Annotated in this window: 1 tRNA gene and 2 rRNA genes (1 of these 3 cut by a window edge); all 3 read right to left on the bottom strand. The window is 54.6% G+C overall.

From position 1 onward, the window contains the following. Window positions 1-77, bottom strand: a tRNA-Met gene (locus ACRZ96_RS21040). Window positions 78-200: 123 nt separating this feature from the next. Further along, a 5S ribosomal RNA gene (gene rrf, locus ACRZ96_RS21045) occupies window positions 201-315 on the bottom strand. A 190-nt stretch (window positions 316-505) separates the two neighbouring features. Further along, window positions 506-2,500: ribosomal RNA gene (locus ACRZ96_RS21050) — 23S ribosomal RNA — on the bottom strand (it continues 832 nt past the right edge of the window).

Raw genomic sequence — 2,500 nt, forward strand, 5'->3', positions numbered from 1 at the left:
TGGTTGCGGGAGCAGGATTTGAACCTGCGACCTTCAGGTTATGAGCCTGACGAGCTACCGGGCTGCTCCATCCCGCGACACTTTAAGTGACCTATCGCTTACGCTACTTGAGGTCTTGTGTTGGTCTAGCGCCTATTCGGCTACTTGAGACCGGGTAGTGTTCTTTTCATCGTGTTTGAGAGACTGTGGGCTTTTACTAGGTTTGGCGGTGACCTACTCTCCCGGGGCTTAAGCCCAAGTACCATTGGCGCGGCAGTGCTTAACTTCCGGGTTCGGGATGGGACCGGGTGTTTCACTTGCGCTATGACCACCAAACCGAGGAAAAGCCCGTGTCGACTTTCCTGCGCTGCAGGAAAGCGACGAGGTGGCAGGCAGCGTCTTTTGCTTGCAAAAGGCGCGTTGCCACTCGGTTATAGTATCAACCAACATCGCGGCTTGGCGCTGCGACGTTATCCAACTCAAGGTCAGTGTATGCTTTTGGTGATTTGTCTTTCCATTACTGGATCAAATCAAGCCTATCGGGCGATTAGTACCGGTCAACTGAACGCATTACTGCGCTTACATCTCCGGCCTATTGACGTGGTGGTCTTCCACGGCCCTCAGGGAGACCTTGTTTTGAGGGGGGCTTCCCGCTTAGATGCCTTCAGCGGTTATCCTGTCCGATCATAGCTACCCAGCACTGCCGTTGGCACGACAACTGGTCCACCAGTGGATCGTTCACCCCGGTCCTCTCGTACTAGGGGCAACTCCTCTCAAGTCTCCTACACCCACGGCAGATAGGGACCGAACTGTCTCACGACGTTCTAAACCCAGCTCACGTACCTCTTTAAACGGCGAACAGCCGTACCCTTGGGACCTGCTCCAGCCCCAGGATGAGATGAGCCGACATCGAGGTGCCAAACACTGCCGTCGATATGGACTCTTGGGCAGTATCAGCCTGTTATCCCCGGCGTACCTTTTATCCGTTGAGCGATGGCCCTTCCACTCGGGACCACCGGATCACTATGGCCGTCTTTCGACTCTGCTCGACTTGTCAGTCTTGCAGTCAGGCTGGCTTCTGCCATTGCACTCAACGAGCGATTTCCGACCGCTCTGAGCCAACCTTCGCGCGCCTCCGTTACGCTTTAGGAGGCGACCGCCCCAGTCAAACTACCCGCCACGCAGGGTCCCGGATCCGGATAACGGACCGCGGTTAGACATCAAGAGTGCGAAGGGTGGTATCTCAAGGGAGGCTCCACGGATACTTGCGTTTCCGCTTCAAAGCCTACCACCTATCCTGCACATCACAATCCTGATGCCAGTGCGAAGCTGTAGTAAAGGTGCACGGGGTCTTTCCGTCTAACCGCGGGAAGCCTGCATCTTGACAGGCAATTCAATTTCGCTGAGTCGATGTTGGAGACAGCGGGGAAGTCGTTACGCCATTCGTGCAGGTCGGAACTTACCCGACAAGGAATTTCGCTACCTTAGGACCGTTATAGTTACGGCCGCCGTTTACCTGGGCTTCAATTCAAGGCTCTCACCTCTCCTTTTAACCTTCAGGCACCGGGCAGGCGTCAGACCCTATACGTCGTCTTGCGACTTCGCAGAGCCCTGTGTTTTTAATAAACAGTCGCCACCCCCTGGTTTGTGCCCCCAGCCCCTAGTTGCCTAGGAACCGGGCCTCCTTCTCGCGAACTTACGGAGGTATTTTGCCGAGTTCCTTCAACATCGTTCTCTCAAGCGCCTTGGTATGCTCTACCAGTCCACCTGTGTCGGTTTAGGGTACGGTCTGATGGAGGGCTATTTCCAGGAACCACTCAGCAGCCCAATCAATCCGATAAGATTGAACTACACCTGTGATCCGTCACATCCTCCTGGCCTAGGAATATTAACCTAGTTCCCATCGCCTACGCCTTTCGGCCTCGGCTTAGGGGCCGGCTTACCCTGCTCAGATTAGCTTTAAGCAGGAACCCTTGGACTTTCGGCGAGAGTGTCTCTCACACTCTTTGTCGCTACTCATGTCATCATTCTCACTAGTGATCTCTCCACCGGATGGCTCACGCCCCGGCTTCATCGAAAGCCTCTCTCCTCCAATCTGCCCGAAGGCATGAAGGAGGAATGAGACTATGTCACACTACGCTCTGCTACCGATGCTTACGCATCCCTAGACTTCGGCTCATGGCTTGAGCCCCGTTACATCTTCGCCGCAGGACAACTTATTTAGACCAGTGAGCTGTTACGCTATCTTTAAAGGATGGCTGCTTCTAAGCCAACCTCCTGGTTGTTTTGGTCGTCCCACCTGCTTTCCCACTTAGCCATGAATTGGGGGCCTTAGTCGTAGGTCAGGGTTGTTTCCCTCTCCACTACGGACGTTAGCATCCGCAGTGTGTCTGCCATCTAGTACTCCCGGGTATTCGGAGTTTGGTTAGGATCAGTAAGCCTGTGGGGCCCCATTACCCATCCAGTGCTCTACCCCCCGGGGTATTCGGATGACGCTCTACCTAAATAGATTTCGCAGAGA

The organism is Ruegeria sp. CF1 (assembly GCF_056537445.1).